The sequence below is a fragment of the Sphaerisporangium sp. NPDC005288 genome (genome assembly GCF_040607475.1).
Taxonomy (GTDB): domain Bacteria; phylum Actinomycetota; class Actinomycetes; order Streptosporangiales; family Streptosporangiaceae; genus Sphaerisporangium; species Sphaerisporangium rhizosphaerae.
Map to the genome: position 1 here is coordinate 116,172 of NZ_JBEXGT010000002.1, position 18,578 is coordinate 134,749.

Sequence of the window (18,578 nt, forward strand, 5' to 3'; positions counted from 1 at the left end):
TCCGCGTGCGTGAGGTGGCGGTCATCGCGTTCGCCCAGACGAGGCACACCGGTGAGGACCAGGGCCTCAACGAGCCCGAGCTCATCGGGCCCGTCATCCAGGAGGTCAAGGAGCGCACCGGCCTGACGCGGTTCGGCTTCACCTGCTCGGGAAGCTGCGACTACCTGGCCGGGGCGCCGTTCTCGTTCGTGTCCGCGCTGGACGCCATCGGCGCCTGGCCGCCCATCTCCGAGAGCCACGTCGAGATGGACGCCGCCTGGGCCCTGTACGAGGCGTGGGTGCGACTGCAGCACGGCGACGTCGACTCGGCGCTGGTCTACGGCTACGGCAAGACCTCCATGGGCGACCTGCGCGAGATCATGACGCTCCAGCTCGACCCCTACTACCTGGCGCCGCTCGGGCTCGACCAGGTCTCCTACGCCGCACTCCAGGCGGACGCGGTCGGCGCCACGCCCGCCGAACTGCGCGAGATCGTCCGGCGCAGCCGCGCCGACGGCCGGGCCAACCCGTACGCGCTCGACCTGCCCGACCCCGGTGACTCCGGTGGTCCCGGTGACGACGAGTACGACGTGCGGCCGCTGCGCGCGAGCGACATCGCGCCCATCACCGACGGCGCGGCGGCGATCGTCCTGGCCGCCGGAGACCTCGCCAAGCAACTCGGGAAACGCCCCGCGTGGATCACCGGCATCGCCCACCGCGCCGAGCCGCACTACCTCGGCATGCGCGACCTCGCCCGGTCCGTCTCGGCCGCCGACGCGGCCCGGGCCGCGGGCGTCGGCAAGGGACCCGTCGAGGTGGCCGAGCTGCACGCCCAGTTCAGCCACGAGGAGGTCATCCTGCGCGAGGCGCTCGGGCTGCCGCCCGGCACGGTCGTCAACCCCTCCGGCGGCCCGCTCGCCGCCAACCCCGTCATGGCGACCGGGCTCATCCGCATCGGCGAGGCCGCGCGGCGCGTCATGGACGGCGCCGCGAGCCGCGCCGTCGCCCACGCCGCCTCCGGGCCGTGCCTCCAGCAGAACCTCGTCACCGTCCTGGAGGCCTGACCATGGGAAACCGCTGCGCCGTCATCGGGGTCGGCCAGACCAAGTACCAGACCAAACGCCGCGACGTCTCCATCGCCGGCCTGGTCCGCGAGGCCGCGCTGCGCGCCCTAGAGGACGCCGGGCTGACCTTCAAGGACATCGACGCCGTCGTCATCGGCAAGGCGCCCGACCTGTTCGAGGGCGTCATGATGCCCGAGGCCTACCTCGCCGACGCGCTCGGCGCCGCGGGCAAGCCGGTCACCCGCGTCCACACCGCGGGGAGCGTCGGCGGCTCGACCGCGCTGGTCGGCGCCTCGCTCGTCCAGGGCGGCGTGCACGACCGCGTGCTCGTGGTCGCCTTCGAGAAGCAGTCGGAGTCCAACGCCACCTGGGCGCTGTCCACCCACCTGCCGTTCACCGCGTCCTTGGTCGTCGGCGCCGGGGGGTACTTCGCGCCGCACATCCGCGAGTACATACGCCGTTCGGGCGCCCCCGACCACATCGGCACGCTCGTCGCCGTCAAGGACCGGCTCAACGCGCTCAAGAACCCCTACGCGCACCTGAGGATCCCGGGCATCGACCGGCGGATGGTGGAGTCCACGCCGATGCTGTGGGAGCCGATCCGCTACCTGGATACCTGCCCGTCCTCCGACGGGGCCTGCGCCATGGTGCTGGCCGCCGAGGACAAGGTGACCGGCACCCCGGCGTGGATCCACGGCGGCGCCATGCGCTCCGAGCCGATCTTCCGCGCGGGCCGCGACACCGTGAACCCGCAGGGCGGCAAGGACTGCGCCGCCGACGTCTACCGCCAGGCCGGGATCACCGACCCGCTGCGCGAGATCGACGTCGCCGAGGTGTACGTGCCGTTCTCCTGGTACGAGCCGATGTGGCTGGAGAACCTCGGCTTCGCGGGGGAGGGCGAGGGGTGGAAGCTCACCGAGTCCGGCGCCACGGCGCTCTCCGGCCACATCCCCTGGAACGCCTCCGGGGGCGTGCTCAGCTCCAACCCCATCGGCGCGTCCGGGCTGATCCGCTTCGCCGAGGCGGCTCTGCAGGTCAGAGGCAAGGCGGGCGAGCACCAGGTCGAGGGGGCGCGCCGCGCGCTCGGCCACGCCTACGGGGGCGGCGCGCAGTTCTTCGCCATGTGGATCGTCGGAAGCGACAAGCCGTGAAAGGCGCTCCGCATGCCGGGGGATGAGCCGTGAGCCCGTTCGGGGCCACCATGGAGCGAGCACATCGGGGGGCAAGCAGTGAGGGCCGCCGGCGACCAGTTGTGAGGAGTCCCCGATGGAGTTCAACCACGCCGACCTGTTCGAGGGATTGGCCGACGCGATCGGGGACCGCGTGGCCGTCGTCTGCGGAGAGGCACGCCTGACCTACGCCGGGCTGGAGGCGCACGCCAACCGCCTCGCGCACTTCCTGATGGAACGCGGCGTCGGCCCGGGACGGCACGTCGGCATCCAGATGTACAACGGCGTCGAGTACATCGCCGCGCTGCTCGCCACGCTGAAGATCAGGGCGGTGCCGGTCAACGTCAACTACCGATACGTCGAGTCCGAGCTGCTGTACCTCTACACCGACTCCGACATCGTGGCGCTGCTGTACGACACCGAGTTCGACGACCGGGTGGCCGCCACCGCGCCGAAGTGCGCCAAGCTGGAGACGCTGGTGGCCGTCGGCGGCCGGTCGCGCGTCGAGGGCGCCGTGCCCTACGAGCAGGCCGTCATCGGCCGGCCGGACGGGCGGGAGGGCTTCCCCCGGCGGTCGGGCGAGGACCTCTACATCATCTACACCGGCGGGACGACGGGCATGCCCAAGGGCGTCATGTGGCGCACCAGGGACCTGTTCATGGCCTTCGGCGGCGGCAACCCCTACGGCGAGCCGCACAAGGAGCCGGGCCAGGTCATCGAGACGGCGGTGAGCTCCAACCCGATCATCATGATGCCCGCCGCGCCGCTGATGCACGGGGCGGCGCAGATGGCCACGTTCATCTCCTGGTGGATGGGCGCCACCGTCGTGTACACGCGCAAATTCGACGCCGCCGAGGTGCTGCGCGCCATCGAACGCGAGAGGGTCCTCACCGTCAACATCACCGGCGACGCCATGGCCCGGCCCCTGGCCGACGAGATCGCCGCCGGCGGCTACGACCTGGCGTCGCTGATGGTGCTCAGCTCGACCGGCGCCATCCTCACCGGCGCCGTGCGCGACCGGTTACAGGAACTGCTGCCCAACGTGATCATCATGGACAGCTTCGGCTCCACCGAGTCCGGCTACACCGCCTCCGCCGTCGCCGGCTCCTCCCCGGAGTCGGGCCTGAAGTACAAGCCCAACGCCACCGCCACCCTCGCCGTCCTGAACGAGGACCTGCGCCCGGTCGTGCCGGGTTCGGGCGAGATGGGCACCGTCGCCAAGGCCGGCGACATCGCCTTCGGCTACTACAACGACCCGGACAAGACGGCGCGGACGTTCGTCACCGACGCCGCGGGCATCCGCTGGCTGCTCACCGGCGACCTGGCCCGCGTCGAGGAGGACGGCACCATCCTGGTCTTCGGGCGCGGCTCGCAGTGCATCAACACCGGCGGCGAGAAGGTCTTCCCCGAGGAGGTCGAGGCCGTGCTCAAGGGCCACCCCGCCGTCTTCGACGCCGTCGTCACCGGCGTCCCCGACGAACGGTGGGGCAGCCGCGTCGCCGCCGTCGTCGAACCCCGCGACGGCGCCCGGCTCACCGCCGAGGAACTCGACGCCCACTGCCGCGGGAAGCTGTCGGGCTACAAGGTGCCCCGCACGTACGCCTTCGTCGAGCACATGGTCCGCACCCCCGCCGGCAAGGCCGACTACCGCTGGGCCCGCCAGGTGGTCACCGAGACGTCGTAGTCACTCACCCACGTCCCCCGCCATGCCGCGTGGGACCACCCGCCACGTGCTGGTGGGGACCCGCCCGTCAGGGCGCGGCCGGGCCGAGGACGCCTTCGGCCAGCCGGGTCAGCGCGGCGATGATCCGCTCGGCCGGGTAGCCGTGCTCGTACCGCTGGTGCAGGTAGACCTCCGGGGCGAGCGGCGCGAGCAGGACGTCGACCAGCGGCTCGGGGTCCTCGGTGCCGGCCGCGACGAGCAGCACCCGCACGTGACTGCTCCAGAAGCGGTAGGAGCCCGGCGCGAAGCGCGACCGTCCCACTTCGGCGCCGAGCACCAGCGGAGCGTGCTCTTCCAGCAGGCCCACCATCGCCGCGTAGAAGGCGACCAGCCGTTCGGCCGGTGGGGCGCCGGGGCCCAGCGGCGGATCGCCGCGCAGGATGTGCTCCTGGAGCCGGCGCTCGTGCTCGTCGAGCAGCGCCAGGGCGAGGGAGGCCACATCGGGGTAGCGGCGGTAGAGCGTGGCGCGGCCCACCCCCGCCGCGCGGGCGACCGCCTCCATGGTGACCCCGCCGGCCGGTGGGGCGGCGAACAGCTCCGCGGCGGCGGCCAGGATGCGCCGGCGGTTGCGGGCCGCGTCCGCGCGTTCGGCGAACGTGCCGGACTGGCCCAGCACGGGAAGGTCAGCGGTGCTCACCCGGCCGGTCCCTTCCTCGAAGCGGCGCTCTCCGCCGGCAACGTTAGCAAACCCGCCGCGCCGCCTCCGCAAGTGGACGGCGTGTCCGGTTGTCCGGTACCGTGGTGACAATCGGACAAGGTGTCCACTTTTCCGGAGAGGAAGACGATGACCGGGCTCGCATCGACCGTCGTCGGCGCTCGCAAGGCAGGAGTGCGGCTGTCGCCACACGGCTGTGACGCCATCGAGCAGCCGGGCATGCCGCCACACCCCCGCGAACACCCGCGTACGACTCCCGCCGGCGGCCGGGAAGCGCCCGGCGAGGCGCCCGGCGAGGCGCCCGGCGAGGCGGAGGCGGCGTCCCGATGAGCTGGGTCTGGCTGGTGACGGCCGGCCTGCTGGAGGTCGCCTGGTCGCGGAGCATCAAGCCGACCGAGAACTTCACCCGGGTGCTCCCCACGGTGCTGTGCCTGGCGCTGGCGGTCGCGGCCGTCTACCCTCTCACCCTCGCGATGCGCACCATCCCGGCCGGAACCGCCTACGCCGTGTTCGTCGGCATCGGCGCCGTCGGCGCCATCGCGCTCGGTGTGATCGTCGACCACGACCCGCTCACCCCCGGGCGGCTGGCGGCGCTCGCCCTCATCGTCGCGGGCGTCATCCTCGCGCGCCTGGTCACCGCGGGCTAGCCTCGGTGATCTGGGTGATCTGGGTGATCCAGTCGATCCAGGTGATCGCGGTGATCTCCGGTGATCTGTCGGTGCGGCGGTGCATCGTCGGTACGGCGATGTCGATCCGGGGGTTCCCCGTTCGTCTGTGTACCGAGGCCAGCCCGAGGAGGACCGGCGCACGCCCTCGTGCGTCGCCGTCCGCGGGCATCTCGCCCAGCTCGCCCACACCGACGTTGAGGGAGTCTTCATGTCAGAACCGCGCACCTGGGTCACCGGCCTCGGGCTGGTCGAGTCGCCACGCTGGCACGACGGCCGCCTGTACTTCTCCGACTGGACGGCGCGCGAGGTGCTCGCGCTCGGCATGGACGGCGCGCACGAGGTGGTCGCGCGCGTCGACTCGCTTCCCTTGTGCACGGCCTTCGACCCCGACGGGCGCATGCTGATCGTCGACGCCGCGCGGGGGCTGCTGCTGCGCCTGGAGCAAGACGGCTCGCTCGTGACCCATGCCGACCTGTCCGGCCTCGCGCGCGGCTGGAACGACATCGTGATCGACGGCCGGGGCAACATCTACCTCAACCGCGTCGGCTTCGACATGCTCGCCGGAGCGGAGTTCGCCCCCGGGAACGTCGTGCACGTCGCCCCCGACGGCTCGGCGCGTCAGGTGGCCGACGGCATCGCCTTCCCCAACGGCATGACCGTGACCGGGGACGGCTCCACCCTGATCGTCGCCGACTCCTACGGCCACAAGCTGATGGCGTACGACATCGAGCCGGACGGCGGCCTTTCGGGCGCCAGGGTGTGGGCGGACCTCGGCGACGCCGCCCCCGACGGCATCTGCGCCGACGCGGAGGACGCCGTCTGGTACGCGGACGTGCCTCACCGGCGTTGCGTACGCGTGCGCGAGGGCGGGCAGGTCGCCGAGACCATCGAGCTCGACCGCGGCGCCTTCGCCTGCGAACTCGGCGGCCCGGACCGCTCGACGCTCTTCATCGTCGCGGCCGAATGGCGAGGCCTGCCAGACCTAGTCGCCCCCGGCACCGGCCGCGTCCTGTCGACCCAGGTGACCACCCCCGCCGCCGACCGGCCCTGACCTCCGAGCGACAAGCGCGCGGCTGAAGCACTCAAGCGGTCGGAGCCCGAGCGCCGATTGCGCGAAGCGGGCCGAGGCTCGGGCCATGCCTTGTGTGGCGTCGCCGCGTGGAAGGTCAGGCTTGCAGGGTGGGGTAGTCGATGTAGCCGGTGTCGTCGCCGCCGTAGTAGACGGCCGGGTCGGGGGTGGTGAAGGGGCCGCCGGCCTTGAGGCGGGCAGGGAGGTCGGGGTTGGCGATGAACAGGCCGCCGAAGGAGACCAGGTCGGCGACGCCCTCCTCGACCACCTTGATCTCCTCGGGAGGGGTGTGCCCGGTGCTCTTGACGTTGAGCACGAGGGGGCCGGAGAACAGCTCGCGCACCGTGGCGGTGAACGCGCGGTCGTGCTCGATGAGGTGCAGGTAGGCCAGGCCGGCCGGTTCCAGCTCCGCGAGCAGCGCCCGGTAGGTCGGCTCGGGGTCGGGGTGGGCGGCGGCCATGCCGTTGAACGGTACCTCCGGCGACAGGCGGATGGCGGTGCGCGAGGCGCCGATCTCGGCGGCGACCGCCCGGACCGTCTCCACGGCGAAGCGGATGCGGTTCTCGACGCCGCCGCCCCACTCGTCGGTACGGTGGTTGGTCCCCGGCGCCAGGAACTGGTGGATCAGGTAGCCGTTCGCGCCGTGCAGCTCGATCCCGTCGAAACCGGCCTCGATCGCGTTGCGGGCCGCCGCCGCGAAGTCGGCGATGGTCTGGCGTATCTCGCCGGAGGTCAGCGGGCGCGGGGTGACGAAGTCCTTCAGGCCCTCGGGGGTGAAGGCCTGGCCTTCCGCGGCGATCGCCGAGGGGCCGACCGGGACGAGCCCGTCCGGCAGCAGGTCGGGATGGCCGATGCGGCCGCTGTGCATGAGCTGGGCGAAGATCGTGCCGCCGGCGGCGTGCACGGAGTCGGTGACCTTCCGCCAGGCGGCGACCTGTTGCTCGCTGTGCAGGCCGGGCGTGTTCATGTAGCCCTGGCCGACCACCGAGGGCTGGGTGCCCTCGGTGACGATGAGCCCGGCCGTCGAGCGCTGGGTGTAGTACCGGACGGTGGAGCCGGTGGGAGAGTTGCCCGGCCCGAAGGCCCGGTTGCGCGTCATCGGCGCCATGACCAGCCGGTTCGCCAGCTTGAGGCCCGACAGGTCGATGGGATCGAAGGCGGTCGTCATGGGGGGACTCCTCGATGGCTATATGGCCGACCAAGTAATTACCCACAGTTCCTTGGTCGACCAAGCAACGGAATGAAGGCCACCTTAGTACATTCCTTGGCCGACCAAGTAATGGTCGGGAGATAAGCTTGCGCCATGACGTCGGAGGTGCCCGCCCACAGCGACAGGGCCTGTCACGGTCCTGAAGGCGGTGGCCCGGTCACCAGCACCCTGGCCAGGGTGTTCAGGCTGCACCGCATGGCGGCGGGCAAGGCTCTGAGGCAGACCCGCCTGTACCCCGGGCAAGAAATGCTGATGATGCATCTGTGGCGGGCCAGGGACGCCGTGCGGCAGTCCGAGCTGATCAAGCTGCTCGAACTCGACCAGTCGACGGTCACCAAGATGCTCCAGCGCCTGGAACAGGCCGGGCATGTCCGGCGCCGCCCCGATCCGGCCGACCGGCGGGCCGTGCTGGTCGAGGCCACCGACGCCAGCTGCGCGCTCAAGGCCGAGATCGAGGACGCCTGGTCCTCCCTGGAGGAGCGCACGCTCGCCGGGCTGGACGCCGCCGAGCGCGCCGCCCTCTCCCGGCTCCTGGCGAGGGTCGAGGCCAACCTCTGCCATGAGGCGGCGTACGGCGAAGGCGGCTGCGCCCTGCACACCGGCTGACCCTGGAGGTCAGGCCTTGCGGCCGGTGTCGCCGGAGAAGGCCGCCAGTGCGCCGAGGCCGATGTAGACCAGACCGCTGGCCACGTCCAGGCGGCGGGCGGCGATGGACGAGCGGCGCAGCCGGCCGGCGAGGGCGGCCGACAGCAGCGCGTAAGTGCCGTCGCTGGCCATGCCCAGGGCGATCCAGATCAGCCCGAGCAGGACGATCTGCGGCGCGACCGGACCGCGTCCCGGGTCCACGAACTGCGGCAGGAAGGCCAGGAAGAACAGCGCCGTCTTGGGGTTGAGCACGTTGACCACGAAGCCCTCGCCGAACATGCGTGAGCGCGAGACCGGCTCGGCCTCCTTGGCGAGCGCGCCGGTCCGGGCGAACAGTTTGCGCAGACCGAGGTAGAGCAGGTACGCGGCGCCGGCGTACTTCACCGCGGTGAACGCGGTGGCCGAGGCGGCGAGCAGCGCGCTGACGCCGAGCGCGGCGGCCACCACGTGGACGACCGAGCCCGCGTGGATGCCCGCGACCGACACCAGCCCGGCGGCCCTTCCCTGCGCCACGCTGCGGGTGACGATGTAGACGACGGCGGGTCCCGGGACGAGCAACAGGGCGAGCGTCGCCGCGGTGAAGACGGCGAGCGCGGTCATGGATGGCATGTCGCCGATGGTAGGAATCATCCCGCCCCCAGGTCCATCGATTTCCGTCCCCCGGGCCGCCTCAGGGAACGGCGTCGGCGAGGGCGGCCAGGAGGGCCGCGGTGGCCGGGGGCTCCGGCGGCTCACCGTAGGTGGCGGCGAAGACGTGCCTGGTGGAGCCGGGGATGGCGCTCGTCCGCACGTCCGGGTGGCGGTGGGCGGCCAGCGCCAGGCCGGGCAGCACGGTCACCCCGAGCCCGGCCGCGACCATCGCCTGAACGGCCACGTAGTCGTCGGTCGTGAAGGCGATCGAGGGTACGAAGCCGGCCGCGGCGCACAGCTCGAGCAGATGGCCGCGGCACCGGTCGCAGCCGCTGATCCACTTGGCGCCGGCGTACGCGGCCGGCGAGCCGTCCGCGGCGGTCCCGGGTGGGGTGACCAGGAAGCCGGGGTCGTCGAACAGCGCGGTCAGCCGGACGCCGTCCTCATCGGCCGGGGTGGGCGGGGGAGCGGTGGCGTACCGGAAGGTGACCGCCACGTCGACCTGGCCGGCGCGCAGCATGGCCAGGGCCTGCGGCGGCTCGGCCTCGACCAGGCGCAGGTCCAGCCCGGGATGCTCCCGGGACAGGCGTACGGCCGCGGCGGGCACGAACGTCCCGAGCGCGGAGGGGAACGCGGCCAGGCGTACGCGGCCCGCGCGCAGGCCGACGTGCGCCGCCAGCTCCGCCGAGGCGGAGTCGAGCCGTCCGATGATCTCGGCGGCGCGGTCGGCGAGGACCAGCCCCGCCTCGGTCAGCCTGATGCCCCGGCCCACCCGCTGGACCAGCCGAGCCCCCGTCTCGGCCTCCAGCCGGGCCAGGTGGTGGCTGACCGACGGCTGGGAGTAGTGCAGCTCGCGGGCGGCGGCCGTCACCGAGCCGTGCCGGGCGACGGCGTCCAGGACGCGGAGCCGCAGCATGTCGAGCATCCATCAACCATATCTATGGATCGTGCCGCGCATTGGCATTGGACCTATGAAAGCGCGCGGGACAGGGTGGTGCCCATGCCGATCGTGTCCTGTCCTCCGGCGCCGCCGTCGTTCACCGACGTCCTGCGCGCCGCCCGCGCCATCGCCCCGCACCTGCCGCCGACGCCGATGTGGTCCTACCCCGTGCTCGACGCGCACGTGGGCGCCGAGATCCACGTCAAGCACGAGAACGCCCAGCCGACGGGCGCGTTCAAGGTCCGCGGCGGGCTCAACCTGCTCGCCCACCTGCCGGCCGGCGCGGAGAAGGCCGGGGTGCTCACCTACTCCACCGGCAACCACGCCCAGTCGATCGCGTACGCGGCCCGGATCTCCGGGGTTCCCTGCACCGTCGTCATGCCGGAGAACCCGAATCCGGCCAAGGTGGCGGCGGTGGAGGCCCTCGGCGCGGCGGTCGAGATCCGCGGCGCCACGATGGTCGAGACCGGCGCCTACGCGCGAGCGCTCGCCGAGGAGCGCGGCGACCGGCTGATCAGCCCGGCCGGCGACCCGGACCTGATCGCGGGCGTCGGGACGCTCTACCTGGAGATGTTCACCCGGCAGCCGGACCTCGACGCCGTCTTCGTCCCGGTGGGCTCGGGCACCGGCGCCGCCGCGGCCTGCCTGGTCGCCCGCGCTGTCGCCCCGCGCTGTCGCGTGATCGCCGTGCAGTCGTCGCTGGCGCCCGCCGCCCACGACGCCTGGCGTTCCGGCGAGCCCGCCGGGCGGCCGGTCCAGACGGTGGCGGAAGGCCTGGCGACCGGCTCGTCCTTCGCCCTCCCGCAACAGCTGATGCGCGGGCTGGACGACTTCCTGCTCGTCCACGACGATGACCTGCGCGCCGCACAGCGCCTGCTGCTCACCAAGGCCCACACCCTGGCCGAACTGGCCGGTGCCGCAGCCCTGGCCGGGCTGCTCGCCGTCAGGGAACGGTTCACCGGGCGCAAGGTCGCCGTCGTCTGCACGGGCGCCAACGCCGGCCCGGCCGAGATCGAGCGGCTCCCGTCCTGAACCGGTGGTTCCAGAGGGGGCGCGTGCGCGTCGGTCGAGATCGACCGGCTCCCCTCCTGAACCGGTGGCTCAGGAGGGGGCGGCGTCCTCACCGGCCGCGGCGGACAGGAGCTCCGGCCGCAGCACCCGGGAGGCCCCGATGATCTCGATGCCGAGCAGGAAGCCCTGGGCGTCGAAGTCGAGGATGACGTCTCCGCGCAGGTCCTCGTCCTCCACGGGCACCTGGACCGAGGCCTCCCCCTCGTCGATGTGGTCGACCAGGTAGACGTACGCGACGTCGTTCTCCTGCTCGTATTCGATGCGCAACTGGCTCCTACTTCCTCTTCCAGAAGGTCGTGACGATCTTCCCGGTGTGCTTGTTGACGACGACCCCGATCTTGTTGCCTTCGTGGACGACCGTGTCGGACGTCCGGCCCGGCTTCTTCCTCCCCGTCGCGATCGCCTGCTGCACCATGTCGTCGCTGATGCCTCGCTGCCCCTGACGCTGCGAGGCGTGCCGGGAGGTGCCGCCCCCGCTCCCGCCCTTCTTCTTCCCCATCTTCATGATGAGGTCGTCGAGCGGGTTGCCGGCCTCGCGTCCCGGCACCCGGGCCGCGCCCCGCACGCCCAGGCGCCCGCCGGCGCCGGCCAGGGCGGGGGCGCCGCCCATCGGGCCGCGGGCGTTGCGCAGGATGCGTTCCAGGGGCTCGGTGACCTTGCGGGCGAGGCCGGGGGCGAGCACCCGGGCGCCGCCCTCGCCGGCCTCGCGCAGGATCCTCCCCATCGCGGCCCGCGTGGCGAGCACGGTGGCCGTGGCGGTGCCGAGAGCGAGCGGGCCGCCGGCGAGCATGCTGGTCGCGAGCTTGACCGTGGCGGCGGCGGCCTGCGAGATCACCGCGATCTTCGTGCCGGTGACGACGGTGGCCGTGCCGTCGAGCAGGACGGGCGCGTAGGAGCTCGCCCTCGTCGCCAGCCCGAGGTGGCCGGTGCCGCCGGTCTTCTCCCAGTGGCCCGCCAGTGCGGTCGCGGACGCGCCCTTGTAGTCGGCCCCGGTCGTGCGGACCACCTGGTCGGCGCCCTCGGAGGAGGCCGCCGACTGGGCGGTGAGCCGGCGCCAGGAGTCCGCCTCGTGGCGGATCTTGCTCTCGCTGATGTTGGGCCAGGGGACTCCGGCCATGTTGAGCATGCCGGAGGCCCAGGGCGGAAGCATCACGTCCATGTGACGCCCAGGTCCCCGTCCAGTCCGGCCATGTCGCCCACCAGGTCGTCCTCCGCGTACGAGACCCGCCCGCTCGCGGTGGAGAGCCCGTCCCCGGTGGCGGTGATCACCTGGCCCATGTGCGTGTAGGTGGCGAGCGCGGTGTTCTTGCACTCGGCGTAGGCCGAGATGAGCGGGCTCAGCAGCCCGTCGTCCCCCCATGACCGGGGGTCGTTCTCCAGCAGTCCCCGCACCGCCGACGCGTACTCTTCCCCGTGCGCCCGGAGGTGGGAGCCGGACGCCGAAAGAGCCCCGTGGGCCATGTCGAATCCCCGTTCCATGGTCGCAGGCTAGCCATGATCGGCCACGATTGCGCCACATTCCATTGCGAATCCCGACATCTGGCGTTTACGGCGGTCATTGGTACCGATCAGCGCCCTTCTCGCCGGTACCATCCTCACCAATGGCGCCGTCCCCGCGTTCCGGCGCCGGGTGAGGGAGCGTGTGGTGTCCGATGACCTCGAGCATCTGGAGCGGATCGTCCGCCAGACCGAGGAGGTGATGCGCGGCTTGCGCCAGGCGCAGGCCGCGATCGGGCGGGTCACCGGCGAGGGGGAGGGCGCGGGTGGCCTGGTGCGCGTCGTGTCCGACGGCAGGGGACGGCTCACCGACGTCCGGTTCGACCCGCGCGTCATGCGCCTTGACCCCGACGAGCTGGGCAGACAGGCGCTCAGGGCCGTCCAGGACGCGCAGCGGTCGGCCGTGCGCGCCTCGGAGGAGATCATCGAGCGCGCCCGCGAATCCGCCGAGGGGTTCCCCGAGCCGCTCGACGAGCGGTTCGTGCGGCGCCGGGTCGAACAGGTCGCCCGCGAGATCGAGTGACGGCGGGGGCGCCGGCAAGGAGTGATCGATGGACAGGCTGGACGCCGACCCCGCCAACTGGCGGGACGGCGAGCTGGAGAAGGACGCCGAGCGTGCCGCCCGCATCCTCGCGTGGGTGGAGGAGGGGCAGCACGAACTGGAGGCGATCACCGGGGAGGGCGAGGCCGCGGACGGCCAGATCAAGGTGGTCACGGGCTCCGACGGGCTGGTGCGGGACATCGCGATCACCCGGCGGGCCATGCGCCTGGACAGCGGGTCGCTGGCGGAGGAACTGCTGGCCGCCGTCCACCGTGCGCAGGACGACGCCGAGCGCAAGGGCCGGGAACTGCTCAACGAGGCGCTCGGAGAGGTGCTCCCGGCCGGCGCGTCCGACGTCGAGGCCATCGAGGAGCAGTACGCCCGCATCCTGGACTACTTCGACCGCCCCTGACCGGCCGGGATCCGGCACGACCGGCCACAACCCGGCGCGACCGGCCAGGACTCGGGACGACCGGTCAGGACTCGGGACGACCGGTCAGGACTCGGGACGACCTGCCGCGACCGGGTCGAAGGGCCCGGCCGCGGTCCGGCCCGGGAGCGCCCGGCCGATGGTCAGGCGCGGGTGAAGAAACGGCGCAGCACCGGCGCGACCCGCTCCGGGGCGCCGCGCCGGGCCGCGTTGCCCGACGCGCTGTGGCCGAGCCCGGGCAGCTCGGCCCGCTCGGCGTGCGGCAGCACCTTCGCCAGGGCATCGGCGGCCACCCGCATGTACGCAGGGCTCCTGCCGCCGACGAGCAGCAGGATCTCGGCGCGCGTGGCCCTGAGGTCCTCCAGCTCGCGGCTCTGCTCGGCGACCAGCCGGACGTCATGGCGCAGCGTCGGCGCGAGCGCGCGGAAGGGCACGTCGTCCGGCCCGGCGTCGCCGTCCTCGCGCGCCATCAGCTTGGTGGTGAGCGCCTCCAGCAGCCGGCGGGGGACGTAGTCGAACACCTTGGGCCCCATCTGCGTGCCCTTCATGCCGGTGACCAGCGCCGCCGCCGTCCTGCCCTCGGCCAGCTCCCGTTCGTGCCGCGCCAGCCAGGCCAGGGACGGCGAGCCGTCGATCGGCAGCGGCGGATCGAAGACGACGGCCCTGGTCACCGCCGGAACCGACCGCGCCGTGCGCAGGGCGACGACGCCGCCTGAGCTGACGCCGAACAGCAGCCGGGCGCCGGTCTCCTCCAGCAGGGCGGCGACGTCCGCCACCTCGGTGCGCAGGCCGTGCCCCTCGCGGTGCGGGCCGCTCAGCCCCCGCCCGCGACGGTCGGGCAGGTAGCAGGTGAAGTCGGAGGCGAGCGCCTGAGCCAGCTCGATGTGGCTGACGGAGGACTCCATGGCGCCGTGGAGCAGCACCAGGCCGGGACCGCGGCCGAGCCGCCGGTAGCCGATGGTGGTGCCGTCCGCTGAGGTCACCGAGCCGGTGGTCACGGTGGTCGTCGTCGGGCCGGTCGTTCTCGGGTTGGTCGTCGCGTCGGACATGGTCTCTCCCATGGTCGGCGCGGGACCGGAGGATCCGGTCCCGGCGCGTCTCGGTCGGCATGCGTGCGAACCGGCCCATGCGGGGGAGCCCAGCTATCCTTGCGGTTGCCACCTTGCGGCCGGGTTCCGTCGCCACGGGTCTCGGTTCGAGGTCGAGCCCGGCGGGGTGTTCCCGCACCCCGCCGGGCGTCATGGTCGTCAGTCGTGCGTCATTCGGTCGTGCGTCATTCGGTCGTGCGTCATTCGGTCGTGCGTCTTCTGGTCGTGCGTCATCGGTCCGGGTCCGCCGTGCTGCCCCTTTCGGCGATCTCGGCCAGGTCGGGCGGTATGCGGCCCGTCCGGTGATAGTCCCGCCACCCGGCCTGGCCGGGGAAGGAGCCGGCGGTCAGCTCCTCCAGCAGCGCGCTCACCCAGGCCGCCTCGGCCTCGCGGACGGCCAGCTCGTACTCGTCCTCGATGAGGAACAGCCGGGGGACGTCCTGGCGGTCGTGGTCCAGGGCCTCGCGCCGGGTGGCGGTCTCCTCCGCGAGCAGGCGCAGGCGCCGCCGCAGCAGCCCGGCCACCTCGTCGGGCGGCAGGCTCCCCATCACCGAGAGCCCGGCCTGGAAGCTCGACCACTCCGGCTCGGGATCGGACAGCAGCTCGCGGGTCCAGTCGCGCATCTCCTCCTGCCCGGCGTCGGTGATGCGGTAGACGGTGCGCTCGGGGCGGCCGCCCTGCCGGGTGCTCTCGACCGCCTCCAGGAAGCCGTGGCGTTCGAGATTGCGCACCACCGTGTAGAGCGAGCCCCATTTGACCCGCATGTCGTGGTCCTTGCCCCGCGCCCGGAGCATCGAGGCCATCTCGTAGGGGTGCATCGGCCGCTGCACGACGGTGCCCAGGATGGCGAGGGCCAAGAGATTGCCGACCTTGCGCCGCTTCGCCACCGCGTGACCCCTCCTCTATTCGTCTACGATTACTCGTTCACGAGCATACGGCGGCGGCTGTGCCGGTGACAAGACCCCTTCCGCCTGCGACCGTGTCCGGGGCGGGTCGTAAGCTCGCGGCATGAGCGGTTTCGAGATCGGCGCCGACGGTCCGCAGGTGATCGTCGTCGGGGTCGACGGCTCCGAGACCTCCATGCGCGGCACCGCCTACGCCTGGGGGCTCGCCCGCCGCCAGGGCTCTGAGCTGATCTTCGTCTACGTCGTGGTCACCAGCCCGATCACCTCGCTCATCCCCGACGCCTCCGTCAGCGCCATTCAGGCGCAGGAGGAGGCGGGCGCCGAACTGCGCGACCGGCTCGCCAAGGTGGCCGAGTCGATCCAGCCGCGGGTGCGCCACACCTTCCGCATCGAGCGCGGCGACGCCGCCTCGGTCCTGATCCGCGTCGCGAACGAGGTCAGGGCGGACGCCGTGGTCGTCGGCTCCTCGGCCCAGGCCGGCCACCGGCTGATGGGCTCGGTGGCCGTCCGCCTGGTCCGCGCCGGCCGCTGGCCGGTCACCGTCGTCCCCTGACCCGCGCCCCGGCCCGTGCCCCGACGTGTGCCCCGACCCGCGGCCGTACTCGCGCCTTCGGCCCGGGCCGGTGATCCACGTCTCTGACCCGCGCCCGTGATCCTCGGCGAGCCGTTCGCTGAACGTTTCAAGCCGTTCACACATGTGAAACAGATCCCAAGATGAGGAATCGGCGACCGCCCAGCTAGGAGGCCGTGGCCGGCATTTCCCAACGAGAAAGACTTTCCGCGTCCTCACCAGGCGGGTTGACAGCCATGAGGGCGATTTTTACCTTCAACTCGTTCGCTTACATGTACGCCATACACATATGTGAACAGTATGGCGAGCCCTACGAACCCCGAGGAGTGATCGTGGGCGTGATCGTGAACAGAAGGCGGGCGGGCGCCGTGCTCGCCCTGGCGGCGGCCTCAGGTGTGGCGCTGGCCGGCGGCATCGTCACCGGAGTGCCCGCCTCCGCGGCGCCGGCGTCGGGCGCCGCGCTCCAGGCCGCGATGGCCGCCCCGACCGACCTGGTCGGCTGGGCCACCCAGGGCGGCGGCACCACCGGCGGCGGGAACCTCTCGCCCACCAACGTCTCCAGCGCCTCGGCGCTGACCTCCGCGCTGTCGTCGTCCAGCGCCGCGGTGATCCGCGTCTCCGGGACGATCTCCTGCTCGGGCATGCTCAAGGTCGCCTCCAACAAGACCGTCCTGGGCAACGCGGGAGCCACGCTGGTCGGCTGCGGCCTCAACGTGACCAAGGCGTCCAACGTGATCATCCGGAACCTGACCTTCCGCGACTGGAACGACGACGGCATCAACGTGCAGTACTCGACCCGGGTCTGGCTGGACCACAACACCCTCAGCCACGGCTACGACGGCGCCATCGACATCAAGCGCTCCAGCGACTACGTCACCGTGTCCTGGAACCGCTTCTTCAACCACGACAAGACCATGCTGCTCGGCCACAGCGACGACAACGCCTCCGAGGACGTCGGCCACCTGCGCGTGACCTACCACCACAACTTCTTCGACGGCACCAACCAGCGTCACCCGCGCGTGCGCTTCGGCAATCCGGTGCACGTCTACAACAACTACTACCGCAACGTCGGATCCGGTGGAGGCTACGGCGTGGCCTCCACCGAAGGCGCGGGCGTCCTGGTCGAGGGCAACTACTTCGAGAACACCGCCGACCCGTTCCACCGCGGCGAGGCGTCGTCCGGGCCGGGCAGCCTCGTGGCCCGCAACAACTACTTCGTGAACTCGGGCTCAGGGGACGCCGGCGGCAGCGTGGCCTCCATCCCCTACTCCTACTCGCTCGACACCGCGTCGAACGTCAAGTCGATCGTCACCGCGAGCGCCGGCGCCGGCAAGATCAGCGTCTGACGCCGTTCGTGCGAACCGGACCCAGCGGTCACAGAAACAAGGAGAGAACAAACGTGAGCCTCATCATGAGGACGAGGAGGACGGGCAGAATGCTCGTCCTGACCGTCGCGGCCGGCGTCGCGCTGGTGGCGGGCGTCACCGGCGCGGGCATGGCGGCCGCCGCGGCGCCGACTTCCGGCTCCTACACCCTGGTCAACGCCGGAAGCGGGCTGTGCCTGGACGCGCCGGGCGGCTCCGACGGCACCCAGCTGGTCCAGTCGTCCTGTAGCGGCGGCGGCAACCAGATCTGGACGCTCGCCTCGGCGAGCGGCGGCGTCACGCTCAAGCCCGGCGGCACCGGCAAGTGCGCGGGCGTCAAGGACGCGAGCACCTCCGCGGGCAAGGCCGTGCAACTGGAGAGCTGCTCGGGAGCCTCCTCGCAGTCCTGGCAGCTCACCGAGTCCGGGTCCAACTACCGCGTGGTCAACGCCAACGGCGGCAAGTGCCTGAACGTCAAGGACAGCTCGACCAGCCCGGGCGCGCTCATCCAGCAGAATTCCTGCGACTCGGTGACCAGCAAGCAGTGGAGGCTGGCGCCGGCCGGGTCGACCCCGACTCCGACGGCCACGCCCACCCGGACCCCCACCCCGACGCCCACCCCGACGGGTGGCGGCGGCGGCACCATCCCGACCTTCCCCTCGCCGAGCGGGTCGGTGAAGGTCGACGCCACCATCCAGGTGTCGGGCACCTTCGACGGCGGGATGAAGCGCTACTACGGCATCGGTGACGGCGGCCAGAGCGAGAGCCAGGACCCGGTGTTCGAGCTGGCGGCCGGCTCGACGATCAAGAACGTCATCATCGGCGCGCCGGCCGGTGACGGCATCCACTGCAACGGCAACTGCACGATCCAGAACGTCTGGTGGGAGGACGTGGGCGAGGACGCCGCGACCTTCCTCGGCGGCAACGACTACTACGTCACCGGCGGCGGCGCCAAGTCGGCCTCGGACAAGGTGTTCCAGCACAACGGCCCGGGCACCGTCCACATCAGCAACTTCTTCGTCGGCGGCTCCGGCAAGCTGTACCGGGCGTGCGGCAACTGCTCCAGCTCCTACCAGCGCCACGTGGTGATGAACGGCATCGTCGCCCAGAGCACCAAGGTGCTGGCCGGGATCAACACCAACTGGGGCGACACCGCGCGGTTCAGCAACATCACCGTCTACGGCAGCGCGAGCAGCACCAGCATCTGCGACAAGTACAAGGGCGTGCCCAAGGGCAGCGAGCCGACGAAGATCGGCAGCGGCGCCGACGGCGTGAACTGCATCTACTCGTCCTCGGACATCACCTACAAGTGATGCCCCGCAAAGGGCAGGAGCCCCCGTGCCGCGCCGGCACGGGGGC

General features: G+C 72.0%; 22 protein-coding genes. 13 read left to right on the forward strand and 9 right to left on the reverse strand.

Annotated elements, in window-relative coordinates; translation table 11 throughout:
• Positions 1-5: 5 nt before the first annotated feature.
• The 3 genes from ABZU32_RS02460 to ABZU32_RS02470 all read left to right on the forward strand — a co-directional run bounded on the left by ABZU32_RS02460 (position 6) and on the right by ABZU32_RS02470 (position 3,896).
• Complete coding sequence (locus ABZU32_RS02460; protein ID WP_354916068.1) at positions 6-1,043, forward strand: thiolase domain-containing protein; 1,038 nt, start codon at positions 6-8, stop codon at positions 1,041-1,043.
• Between the two features lie 2 nt (positions 1,044-1,045).
• Entirely contained in the window at positions 1,046-2,194 is a 1,149-nt protein-coding gene (locus ABZU32_RS02465; protein ID WP_354916071.1) for a thiolase domain-containing protein, read from the forward strand.
• A gap of 115 nt (positions 2,195-2,309) precedes the next feature.
• Complete coding sequence (locus ABZU32_RS02470) at positions 2,310-3,896, forward strand: acyl-CoA synthetase (RefSeq protein WP_354916074.1); 1,587 nt, start codon at positions 2,310-2,312, stop codon at positions 3,894-3,896.
• Between the two features lie 67 nt (positions 3,897-3,963).
• On the opposite strand, the gene ABZU32_RS02475 is transcribed toward ABZU32_RS02470, so the two are convergent.
• Positions 3,964-4,572, reverse strand: coding sequence for a TetR/AcrR family transcriptional regulator (locus tag ABZU32_RS02475; RefSeq protein ID WP_354916077.1), 609 nt, complete (start codon positions 4,570-4,572; stop codon positions 3,964-3,966).
• A 147-nt stretch (positions 4,573-4,719) separates the two neighbouring features.
• On the opposite strand from ABZU32_RS02475, the gene ABZU32_RS02480 reads away from it, so the two are divergent.
• The 3 genes from ABZU32_RS02480 (at position 4,720) to ABZU32_RS02490 (ending at position 6,309) form a co-directional block, all read left to right on the forward strand.
• Entirely contained in the window at positions 4,720-4,920 is a 201-nt protein-coding gene (locus ABZU32_RS02480; RefSeq protein WP_354916080.1) for a hypothetical protein, read from the forward strand.
• A complete protein-coding gene (locus ABZU32_RS02485) occupies positions 4,917-5,237 on the forward strand; it encodes a multidrug efflux SMR transporter (protein ID WP_354836717.1) in 321 nt (106 codons plus the stop codon). Before ABZU32_RS02480 ends, ABZU32_RS02485 begins: the two co-directional genes overlap by 4 nt.
• Before the next feature lie 229 nt (positions 5,238-5,466).
• The gene (locus ABZU32_RS02490) at positions 5,467-6,309 is read left to right on the forward strand and encodes an SMP-30/gluconolactonase/LRE family protein (RefSeq protein WP_354916083.1); all 843 of its coding nucleotides are present in this window, start codon (positions 5,467-5,469) and stop codon (positions 6,307-6,309) included.
• A 115-nt stretch (positions 6,310-6,424) separates the two neighbouring features.
• Here ABZU32_RS02490 and ABZU32_RS02495 read toward each other — a convergent pair whose 3' ends face one another.
• Positions 6,425-7,495, reverse strand: a complete 1,071-nt coding sequence (locus tag ABZU32_RS02495) for an alkene reductase (protein ID WP_354916086.1) — start codon at positions 7,493-7,495, stop codon at positions 6,425-6,427.
• Positions 7,496-7,630: 135 nt separating this feature from the next.
• Here ABZU32_RS02495 and ABZU32_RS02500 point away from each other — a divergent pair, with 135 nt between their 5' ends.
• Positions 7,631-8,143, forward strand: coding sequence for a MarR family winged helix-turn-helix transcriptional regulator (locus ABZU32_RS02500; RefSeq protein WP_354836711.1), 513 nt, complete (start codon positions 7,631-7,633; stop codon positions 8,141-8,143).
• 9 nt (positions 8,144-8,152) lie between these two features.
• Here ABZU32_RS02500 and ABZU32_RS02505 read toward each other — a convergent pair whose 3' ends face one another.
• Both ABZU32_RS02505 and ABZU32_RS02510 read right to left on the reverse strand, forming a co-directional pair.
• A complete protein-coding gene (locus ABZU32_RS02505) occupies positions 8,153-8,791 on the reverse strand; it encodes a LysE family translocator (protein ID WP_354916089.1) in 639 nt (212 codons plus the stop codon).
• A gap of 61 nt (positions 8,792-8,852) precedes the next feature.
• On the reverse strand, positions 8,853-9,737 hold the full coding sequence (locus ABZU32_RS02510; protein ID WP_354916092.1) for a LysR family transcriptional regulator: 885 nt from the start codon (positions 9,735-9,737) through the stop codon (positions 8,853-8,855).
• A gap of 75 nt (positions 9,738-9,812) precedes the next feature.
• Here ABZU32_RS02510 and ABZU32_RS02515 point away from each other — a divergent pair, with 75 nt between their 5' ends.
• Complete coding sequence (locus tag ABZU32_RS02515; RefSeq protein ID WP_354916095.1) at positions 9,813-10,784, forward strand: pyridoxal-phosphate dependent enzyme; 972 nt, start codon at positions 9,813-9,815, stop codon at positions 10,782-10,784.
• A gap of 69 nt (positions 10,785-10,853) precedes the next feature.
• Here ABZU32_RS02515 and ABZU32_RS02520 read toward each other — a convergent pair whose 3' ends face one another.
• From ABZU32_RS02520 to ABZU32_RS02530, 3 genes are read right to left on the reverse strand one after another with little or no spacing between them, the layout of a single operon-like run.
• Positions 10,854-11,090 (reverse strand): DUF2283 domain-containing protein, encoded by a 237-nt coding sequence (locus ABZU32_RS02520; protein ID WP_354836703.1) that lies wholly within the window; start codon positions 11,088-11,090, stop codon positions 10,854-10,856.
• A 7-nt stretch (positions 11,091-11,097) separates the two neighbouring features.
• On the reverse strand, positions 11,098-11,982 hold the full coding sequence (locus tag ABZU32_RS02525; protein WP_354916097.1) for a DUF4258 domain-containing protein: 885 nt from the start codon (positions 11,980-11,982) through the stop codon (positions 11,098-11,100).
• Positions 11,973-12,302, reverse strand: a complete 330-nt coding sequence (locus tag ABZU32_RS02530; protein ID WP_354916099.1) for a hypothetical protein — start codon at positions 12,300-12,302, stop codon at positions 11,973-11,975. Before ABZU32_RS02530 ends, ABZU32_RS02525 begins: the two co-directional genes overlap by 10 nt.
• Positions 12,303-12,468: 166 nt before the next feature.
• Here ABZU32_RS02530 and ABZU32_RS02535 point away from each other — a divergent pair, with 166 nt between their 5' ends.
• Positions 12,469-12,843, forward strand: coding sequence for a YbaB/EbfC family nucleoid-associated protein (locus tag ABZU32_RS02535; protein ID WP_354836697.1), 375 nt, complete (start codon positions 12,469-12,471; stop codon positions 12,841-12,843).
• Positions 12,844-12,871: 28 nt separating this feature from the next.
• Positions 12,872-13,273: a YbaB/EbfC family nucleoid-associated protein gene (locus ABZU32_RS02540; RefSeq protein WP_354836695.1), complete on the forward strand. Its 402-nt coding sequence runs from the start codon at positions 12,872-12,874 to the stop codon at positions 13,271-13,273.
• A gap of 161 nt (positions 13,274-13,434) precedes the next feature.
• Here ABZU32_RS02540 and ABZU32_RS02545 read toward each other — a convergent pair whose 3' ends face one another.
• Positions 13,435-14,340, reverse strand: a complete 906-nt coding sequence (locus tag ABZU32_RS02545) for an alpha/beta hydrolase (RefSeq protein WP_354916101.1) — start codon at positions 14,338-14,340, stop codon at positions 13,435-13,437.
• 269 nt (positions 14,341-14,609) lie between these two features.
• Entirely contained in the window at positions 14,610-15,266 is a 657-nt protein-coding gene (locus ABZU32_RS02550) for a PadR family transcriptional regulator (protein WP_354916104.1), read from the reverse strand.
• Positions 15,267-15,387: 121 nt separating this feature from the next.
• On the opposite strand from ABZU32_RS02550, the gene ABZU32_RS02555 reads away from it, so the two are divergent.
• From ABZU32_RS02555 to ABZU32_RS02565, 3 genes are all read left to right on the forward strand, one after another.
• Positions 15,388-15,837, forward strand: coding sequence for a universal stress protein (locus tag ABZU32_RS02555; protein WP_354916107.1), 450 nt, complete (start codon positions 15,388-15,390; stop codon positions 15,835-15,837).
• Between the two features lie 350 nt (positions 15,838-16,187).
• On the forward strand, positions 16,188-17,201 hold the full coding sequence (locus ABZU32_RS02560; protein ID WP_354916110.1) for a right-handed parallel beta-helix repeat-containing protein: 1,014 nt from the start codon (positions 16,188-16,190) through the stop codon (positions 17,199-17,201).
• An 89-nt stretch (positions 17,202-17,290) separates the two neighbouring features.
• A complete protein-coding gene (locus ABZU32_RS02565) occupies positions 17,291-18,532 on the forward strand; it encodes a pectate lyase (RefSeq protein ID WP_354916113.1) in 1,242 nt (413 codons plus the stop codon).
• The last annotated feature ends 46 nt before the right edge of the window (positions 18,533-18,578 follow it).

Bases quoted from the DNA above. Each gene is read 5' to 3' on its own strand.
- ABZU32_RS02465 (WP_354916071.1), top strand. From the start codon at position 1,046: ATGGGAAACCGCTGCGCCGTCATCGGGGTCGGCCAGACCAAGTACCAG.
- ABZU32_RS02515 (WP_354916095.1), top strand. From the start codon at position 9,813: ATGCCGATCGTGTCCTGTCCTCCGGCGCCGCCGTCGTTCACCGACGTC.
- ABZU32_RS02545 (WP_354916101.1), bottom strand. From the start codon at position 14,340: ATGTCCGACGCGACGACCAACCCGAGAACGACCGGCCCGACGACGACC.
- ABZU32_RS02565 (WP_354916113.1), top strand. From the start codon at position 17,291: ATGCTCGTCCTGACCGTCGCGGCCGGCGTCGCGCTGGTGGCGGGCGTC.
- ABZU32_RS02470 (WP_354916074.1), top strand. From the start codon at position 2,310: ATGGAGTTCAACCACGCCGACCTGTTCGAGGGATTGGCCGACGCGATC.
- ABZU32_RS02540 (WP_354836695.1), top strand. From the start codon at position 12,872: ATGGACAGGCTGGACGCCGACCCCGCCAACTGGCGGGACGGCGAGCTG.
- ABZU32_RS02485 (WP_354836717.1), top strand. From the start codon at position 4,917: ATGAGCTGGGTCTGGCTGGTGACGGCCGGCCTGCTGGAGGTCGCCTGG.
- ABZU32_RS02525 (WP_354916097.1), bottom strand. From the start codon at position 11,982: ATGGACGTGATGCTTCCGCCCTGGGCCTCCGGCATGCTCAACATGGCC.
- ABZU32_RS02510 (WP_354916092.1), bottom strand. From the start codon at position 9,737: ATGCTCGACATGCTGCGGCTCCGCGTCCTGGACGCCGTCGCCCGGCAC.
- ABZU32_RS02480 (WP_354916080.1), top strand. From the start codon at position 4,720: ATGACCGGGCTCGCATCGACCGTCGTCGGCGCTCGCAAGGCAGGAGTG.
- ABZU32_RS02490 (WP_354916083.1), top strand. From the start codon at position 5,467: ATGTCAGAACCGCGCACCTGGGTCACCGGCCTCGGGCTGGTCGAGTCG.
- ABZU32_RS02555 (WP_354916107.1), top strand. From the start codon at position 15,388: ATGAGCGGTTTCGAGATCGGCGCCGACGGTCCGCAGGTGATCGTCGTC.
- ABZU32_RS02495 (WP_354916086.1), bottom strand. From the start codon at position 7,495: ATGACGACCGCCTTCGATCCCATCGACCTGTCGGGCCTCAAGCTGGCG.
- ABZU32_RS02500 (WP_354836711.1), top strand. From the start codon at position 7,631: ATGACGTCGGAGGTGCCCGCCCACAGCGACAGGGCCTGTCACGGTCCT.
- ABZU32_RS02530 (WP_354916099.1), bottom strand. From the start codon at position 12,302: ATGGAACGGGGATTCGACATGGCCCACGGGGCTCTTTCGGCGTCCGGC.
- ABZU32_RS02505 (WP_354916089.1), bottom strand. From the start codon at position 8,791: ATGCCATCCATGACCGCGCTCGCCGTCTTCACCGCGGCGACGCTCGCC.